7 protein-coding genes and 1 pseudogene are annotated in these 6,398 nt (G+C 67.5%); 4 read left to right on the forward strand and 4 right to left on the reverse strand.

Translation table 11 applies throughout. The features are described 5' to 3' along the window. Window positions 1–139, forward strand: a pseudogene (locus CF165_RS50980) (IS110 family transposase); the annotation flags it as partial. A gap of 15 nt (window positions 140–154) precedes the next feature. On the opposite strand, the gene CF165_RS49305 reads toward CF165_RS50980, so the two are convergent. The 4 genes from CF165_RS49305 to CF165_RS49315 all read right to left on the reverse strand — a co-directional run bounded on the left by CF165_RS49305 (window position 155) and on the right by CF165_RS49315 (window position 2,717). Next, on the reverse strand, window positions 155–376 hold the full coding sequence (locus tag CF165_RS49305) for an IS110 family transposase (protein WP_143268945.1): 222 nt from the start codon (window positions 374–376) through the stop codon (window positions 155–157). A 205-nt stretch (window positions 377–581) separates the two neighbouring features. Then, window positions 582–1,034 carry a transposase gene (locus CF165_RS53345; protein ID WP_240522213.1) on the reverse strand — a complete coding sequence of 151 codons (453 nt, stop codon included), beginning with the start codon at window positions 1,032–1,034 and terminating at the stop codon, window positions 582–584. After that, window positions 956–1,516, reverse strand: a complete 561-nt coding sequence (locus tag CF165_RS53350; RefSeq protein ID WP_338023751.1) for an IS5 family transposase — start codon at window positions 1,514–1,516, stop codon at window positions 956–958. Before CF165_RS53350 ends, CF165_RS53345 begins: the two co-directional genes overlap by 79 nt. Window positions 1,517–1,703: 187 nt before the next feature. Next, complete coding sequence (locus CF165_RS49315; protein WP_093954510.1) at window positions 1,704–2,717, reverse strand: helix-turn-helix domain-containing protein; 1,014 nt, start codon at window positions 2,715–2,717, stop codon at window positions 1,704–1,706. An 869-nt stretch (window positions 2,718–3,586) separates the two neighbouring features. On the opposite strand from CF165_RS49315, the gene CF165_RS49320 reads away from it, so the two are divergent. The 3 genes from CF165_RS49320 (at window position 3,587) to CF165_RS51615 (ending at window position 5,928) form a co-directional block, all read left to right on the forward strand. Continuing rightward, window positions 3,587–4,438, forward strand: coding sequence for a hypothetical protein (locus tag CF165_RS49320; RefSeq protein ID WP_093954511.1), 852 nt, complete (start codon window positions 3,587–3,589; stop codon window positions 4,436–4,438). A 37-nt stretch (window positions 4,439–4,475) separates the two neighbouring features. Beyond that, a complete protein-coding gene (locus CF165_RS49325) occupies window positions 4,476–4,919 on the forward strand; it encodes a hypothetical protein (RefSeq protein WP_093954512.1) in 444 nt (147 codons plus the stop codon). 859 nt (window positions 4,920–5,778) lie between these two features. Further along, window positions 5,779–5,928, forward strand: coding sequence for a hypothetical protein (locus tag CF165_RS51615; RefSeq protein WP_158226977.1), 150 nt, complete (start codon window positions 5,779–5,781; stop codon window positions 5,926–5,928). The last annotated feature ends 470 nt before the right edge of the window (window positions 5,929–6,398 follow it).

The following is a 6,398-nucleotide window of genomic DNA, read 5'->3' on the forward strand; positions in this document are numbered from 1 at the left end:
AAACGACCGCAAGCGAGCCGAAGGGAAACGCCACACCCAGGCCGTCATCGCGCTCGCGCGCCGACGACTCAACGTCCTATGGGCCATGCTGCGCGACAACACGCAATATCGACCCCAACCCGCCGCCGCCGCGGCTTGACAACATCATTGGGAATCACTCACAGTTGCCCATCTCGCCGGACCTCAGCCCGGCGTGTCGGGCCGGAAACACCGATCTTGGAACAGTCCCCTCGGCGGTGGTGGGGAAACTACGGCTGCCGAGTAGGGCGCCGTGGATGCTGATGACGGCGGCGACGTGGATGTCTTTGTGCGTGTCGACGCCAAGAATCACTTCGGGTGAGCTGTCGTTTTGGTCAGTCGTTGCGGGGTGGGTCATGCTGGGCACGGTTGTTCGGCTCCTGAGGGCTCGGGAACGGATGGCCGTCGCCGGGCCGGCAGGGGCGCTCAGGACTGTGATGGCGCCTTGTTAGCGGCAAGGCCCCTATCGGGACACGTCCCGCTGGTCCGGCGGCAGCAAGCACCGCCCGGAACCCGAGTCGACAGATCAAACTCAAGGCACCGAAGGCCCGTCGTATCGCGGGTCAGACCCGGGCACCGGACGGCACCAAATCATCCTCACAGTCGTATCGGGTGGCGACTGCCCGGTGTTGTTTGAGCTGGTTGATGCCGCATTCCACGACGTGGCGTTGCTGGTAAGCCTGCGGGTCGAAGGCCGGTGGCCGCCCGCCCCGTGAGCCCTTCTTGCGGCGGTGGGCGGCCTGATCATCTTTGACCGGGATGGTCGCGGTGATCCCACGTTGCCGCAGGTAGGCCCGGTTGGCCTTGGAGCTGTAGGCCTTGTCCGCCAGCACCCGGTCCGGGCGGATGCGGGCCCGGCCCGATCCCAGCCGCGGCACCCGGATCCGGCCGAGCACCACTGCGAACTGGGGGCTGTCTCCGCGCTGCCCGGCGGTGATCACCAGCGACAGCAGCTTGCGGCCCTGCTCGCACGCCAGGTGCAGCTTCGTGGTCCACCCACCCCGCGACCGGCCCAGCCCGTGATCATCCGGCTCGGCCCCACCGGTCTGGGTGCTGGGTGGTTCGGCCTGCAGATCCCCCTTTTTCGTGCACCCGCCGCATGCTGGTGCGCCCGCGCGATCGTGGAATCCACACTCACCTCCCAGACAATCTGCCCGTCGGCGTCCGCCTGGGCCTGCAACGCGGTCAAGATCTGCTGCCACACCCCGGCCCGCTGCCAGCGCCGGAACAATCCGTACACCGTCTGCCGAGGACCGTAGGTTGCCGGCACGTCCCGCCACGGTGTCCCAGCCCGGATCCGCCAGCGGATCCCGTTGATGAGCTGGCGTTTACTCCACTTCGGTGGGCGACCAGGCCTGCGCCCGACGGGCAGCAGCGGCGCAAGCGCCGCCCATTGCCCGTCGGTCAGGTCCGAGCGCCCCGTCACCGCTAGGGTGGCCACGAGGTCTCCGGTGTTATCGATGGTCTTGGTCGAGAATCGGTCTACCGGAGACCTCACCTATCTGATGCCAGACACGCCGAAACCACCTTCACCCGGCAACACGCCAGCTCACAGCATTGAAACACGCCCTAGTTGTAGCGGATCGATGCGACGCGCGGGCCGACGGCACGAGCAGCGCCGCCAACAACACCCGATCCTCAGGCCGCTGACCTGCGCGGACATACTTTTCGGCAAGTACATGTGTTCAGGTGCGTCGTAGCTGGCGAGCACTCGCGTCCTTATTCTGCGCTGCTGTCGCGCGCTGCTGACGGAAATCGCGCGGTGACAGACCATAAGCGTTGCGGAAGACGTGACTGAAATGCGCGGGGCTGCTGAACCCCCACCTGGCCGCGATCGCGTTGATCGGACGCAGGCACAGGCGAGGTTCAGTGAGGTCGCGGCGACATTGCTCCAGACGACGCTGACGGATCCAGCCGGCGACGGTGTGCCCGTCTTGGTGGAACAGGCTGTGCAGGTAACGCAGGGAGATGTGGTGTGCTGTGGCGATCATGTCCGGAGTCAGGTGCGCATCGCCCAGGTTCTGCCGGATGAAGGCTTGGATCTGGGCCATCAGTGCTCGCCGCCGGGTGTGAGGTGGCACGACGCTCCGGGCGTCGAGCGTGTGGGCCAACGCCACGGTCAGCACATCAACCGTCAGGGTCGACAATCGTGCGGCGTCGGGCGGACTGAGTTCATGCATGTGCCGGGCGAGATGCAGCAGGAATTGTGATGACAACGCACCGACGCCCTTGGCGCCCTCGATACGAACTGTGTCCAACTTCCGCAGGTCCCTGGCAGGCAACGGAAGCAACGAGCGCGGAAAACGCAGGTGTAACAACTGGCTCGTGGGAATATTCGGCGCGAACTCGCCCCCAAAAGGCCGCGAGGTATCGTACAGCCTCAGATCTCCCACTCTGTACTCCACGCGCCGACCGTCCTGCGTGACCACGCCACCGCCACGCACGAAGCAGCTCAGCTTGAGCATCTCGGGATCTGCCTGGCGAGTGCGCTTGGGCGCCTGATGGACGGAGTGCGGCATCGTGGTCATCAGCGTCGCCTGCACGGAACCGAGCTCGATAATACCCACCTCCGCTTGAAATGCACTTTCATGGTGCGGATCGCAGCGTAGATTATGGATTCCCCAAAGCTTCGAATTCACCTCGCGCCAGAAATTGAACCGTTCGCCCTCTGACACCTCAGCCGTGCTGATCACATCCATGATCCCCCCAGTTCTGCTGCCGTGTTGTCGTCGCAGGACGGAACCAGCTATCACGCCGAGGCTACTGAATGTTGCACGGCATGAACAGCCCTGGCCTGATCAGCAGTGCCGCCGGAGGGCCTCGCGGCGGATCGGCATCGGACGCACCGTGTTCCTCGGGCCCGCCGCTACGCCCGCGGCGAAGTCGAGGTAATCCTGCAGCTCGTCCAGCCACACCTCCGTCCGCCCAGCCGGATGCGCGGCGAACGCCCCCCGCAGCACCCGGGGCGTCGCGGAGGTGGAGCAGCCGCCAGTCCGGCATCACCTCCTGCAGCGCCTCGAACAGGGCGCGGGTCTTCCCGACCGACGAGTCTCCGGCCAGCTCCCCGACTCCGTACTCCACGCATTGGCCTTCCTGCTGGATCAAGGCTCCGCCGCGTACGAAGCAGCCCAGCTTGAACACGCCGAAATCCCCTGGCGGATGAGCTTGGGTGTGCGGTGCACCGAGTGCGGCATCGTGGTGATCAGGGTCGCCTGCACCGAACCGAATTCGCTGACACCCACCTGGGCCTGGAACCGCTTTCCCGTTGTGGATCACAGCGGATCGTTCCCCTGGGCTGGTCGCCGTGGCGTCGTCGCCAGGAACGAATTAACAGTGCGCTCACTCTAAAGGACTGTGCGCGCATTCGTAAGACGGATCCGGGTGTGGCTCGCATCATGAAGAGGACGAGGTCGGGACCACGGTCCCCGGCGGGGCGATCCACCATGTCGCAAACGAACCGAACAAAGACACACGAACGGCCACGCGGCACCAGGAGCTGGTGCTTTCAGGATTCTGAAAGGCCGGCGCAATGCCGTGCCCGCATGCTCGGTGCCGAGGAGGGGATCCCATGAACAGGACGTCGACCACCACGCTCCTTGTCACGCTGGCCGCCCTGGCCGCCGGCTGTGCCGCGCAGCCGACCGCCCCGGCACCCGACGCTCAGCTACTACACGACGCCGAGCAGCTGGTACTGCGCGACTGCATGGCCAAGGCCGGCTTCGAGTACCGGATCACGCCGCCGCCGTCCGTGCCGGACCAGCGGGAGTTCCTCTACGTCGTCGACGACGTGGAGTGGGCCCGCAAGCACGGCTACGGCAGCGACATCCAGCGCCGGCTGGACGCCTTCCGCGCCGACGACCCCAACCAGCGCTACCTCCGCAGCCTGCCCGCCGACCGCCGCACCGCCGCCGTGGCCGCCGCCAACGGCACGAAACCCGTCGGCCTCACGGCCAAGGCCCCCGACGGTCTCACCGTGAGCCGCAGCGACCAAGGCTGCCGGACGGAGGTCTTCCGGGAGCTGTACGGCGACCCGCAGACGTGGTTCCAGACCTCCACCACCGTCAACGCCCTGAAGGCCATGCGGGTGGAACGCGTCAACGCCGACCCGGCGTACGTCGCCGCGCTCGTGCCGTGGTCGTCGTGCGTGCACTCCGCCGGCTACGACGCCAAGAACCCCACGGAACTGCGTGCCGGCCAACCCGGACAACTGGCCTTCGCGGACGAGCAACGCATGGCAGTCGCCGAGGCGGACTGCGCCGTGCACACCGGGCTCGCCGCCACCGCGAAGGCACTGGACGCGCGCTACGAGACCGAGCTCAGCCACGATTACCAGGCCGCGCTCGACACGCAACACCGGCTGCAACAGGCCGCCCTGCCACACGCGCGGGACCTGCTCCGACAGGACAACCCGGACTCCTAGGCCGGGGAACCGCACCACCAACAAGGGAGGAACCACCATGCACAAGGCACGTACCGCCGCAGCGGCCATGGCGATCACCGCAACCGCCCTGGCCGCCGGGGCCGCCACCGCCGAGGCCGCGCCAGCACCACCCGCGTCCCCGGCCACTGCCCAGGCGGACGGCTATTTCTACACCTACAACGGCACAGGCTTCACCGACTTCTGTGGCCGCTGGAGCGGGCCTTCCTCGTACTGGGGAGCGTGCGCGAACCAGGACGAGTCGCTGTGGAACAACGGCTACCCCGGTGCGCTCGACGACGTCCTGATCTACTGGGGCCGCAACCAGACGGGCGCGTGGCGCGGTGTCTGCAACGGCAACGCGCTGTCCAACGTCAGCGGGCTGACCTTCGACTACAGCGGCGGGGCTTCCGGCCACGGCGAGCCGATCTGGCACAACATCGCATCCCACAGGTGGGCAACGCTCGGCGGCGCCTGCGCCTGAACCGGACGTGGTGCGTGCCGCCGGCGGCACGCACCACCCCTTCGACCGGGGAGGCACGCAGAGAGCCCGCGGCTGCGGGGCAGCCGCCACGTCCGCCTGTCCCGTACCCCGGTGGCCCGGCCCGGCCGGCCTCTGCCGGTCTGTGACAGTCTGCCGCGGACCCGCCTGCCCTCGATTGTGCTGCCGACGGGATGGTCGGCCTTGGCGCCCAGGCCTTGTCCGGGTCGAAGGGCATGGCGATGACGGCGTGGTGGCGCGGACCGGCGGTGATGACGGCGCGGAACTGCTGCGGGCTCACCACCGGGATCGTGGCCCGGGACGGTGGTGATAAGCGCCGACGGGGCGCGAGCTCGGCGACACGAGTGCGGTGTCCTCGTCGCCGACGGACTGGTCGACTGCGGTGATCCCTCCCGGTGATCGACCGTCATGGCGGGCTACTTCCTGGCCGCGACGACCTTCTTCCGCGGGGCACACTTGCGTGGAGCCTTCGCGGGCTCTTCCGCCTCGGTGATCTGGGCTTGTTCGTAGGAGGTGATGACCTCGAGCAGCCGATCCGTGCGGGCATCGCGTCGATGGCCGAGGGGCTGACCGGAGCCGGGCGGCCGGGAACGAGGAGCTGATGTCCGCCGGCTGGCTCGCGAAGAATCGCGGGGGTGCGGACGAAGACCGTGTGACTGGCCCTCACCTACGCTGGGCATGGAGGCGTCCATCCGCTGGAGAACGTGGACCGCGACAACCCGCGTCCCGGATCGCGTCGTTGGGCGGTCGTGAACACGGCGACCGATGAACGCGCGGTCTGGAAGGAAGCGTGGATGTGCGTCCACCATGACGGGTCGCCGCGGTTGTCGGTGGGCATCGCATGAGCAGCGACGGGTACTTCGAGGGCTGGCAGATCGAGTCTGCCGCCATCGAGTGCGCTAGCGCGGATCTAATGGCGCTCATGCAGACCACAGCTGAGACGACCGACAACGACGAGTACGACGTCTGCCTTGTGGTTTTGAACGCGTGATGCGACGTGGGATTGAGTGGACCGGCGAGCAGCCGTTGACGATCCTGAGGAAGGACAACATGGGCTTTAAGGAGCCTTCAGATCGGATACTGGGCGCGAAGGCGCCCGGCGGGAGTGAACGTGGGTGGTGACGATTGTCCGGCAAACGGCGGGTCCCGCGGTTGTCCGCTATCTCACGGCTGAACCAGGTGCGTCCGGGAATGCGCGTTGGTTGTGTGCTCTTTCTCGCCTGGCCGGGGACTGCCCCGCAGGTACTCGGCCATCCCGGCCGACGGCCCGGGGGGTGGTGGCAGACCGGGGTGGCGTCGGCGTCGTGCTGCTCACGAGCGCGAGTGCGCAGCTGTCGTTCATGTCGAGCTTGTCCGGCGCCGGGAGTTCAGCGGCTCGACGGACGAGGTGCACTGGCGGAGGCGGCAGCTGGCGGGGACCAGTCGGGCGTGTCCCGGCCGCGGCACGTCCCCCGGTTTTCC

Origin of the sequence: Amycolatopsis vastitatis (genome assembly GCF_002234595.1) — a bacterium.
Taxonomy (GTDB): Bacteria; Actinomycetota; Actinomycetes; order Mycobacteriales; family Pseudonocardiaceae; genus Amycolatopsis; species Amycolatopsis vastitatis.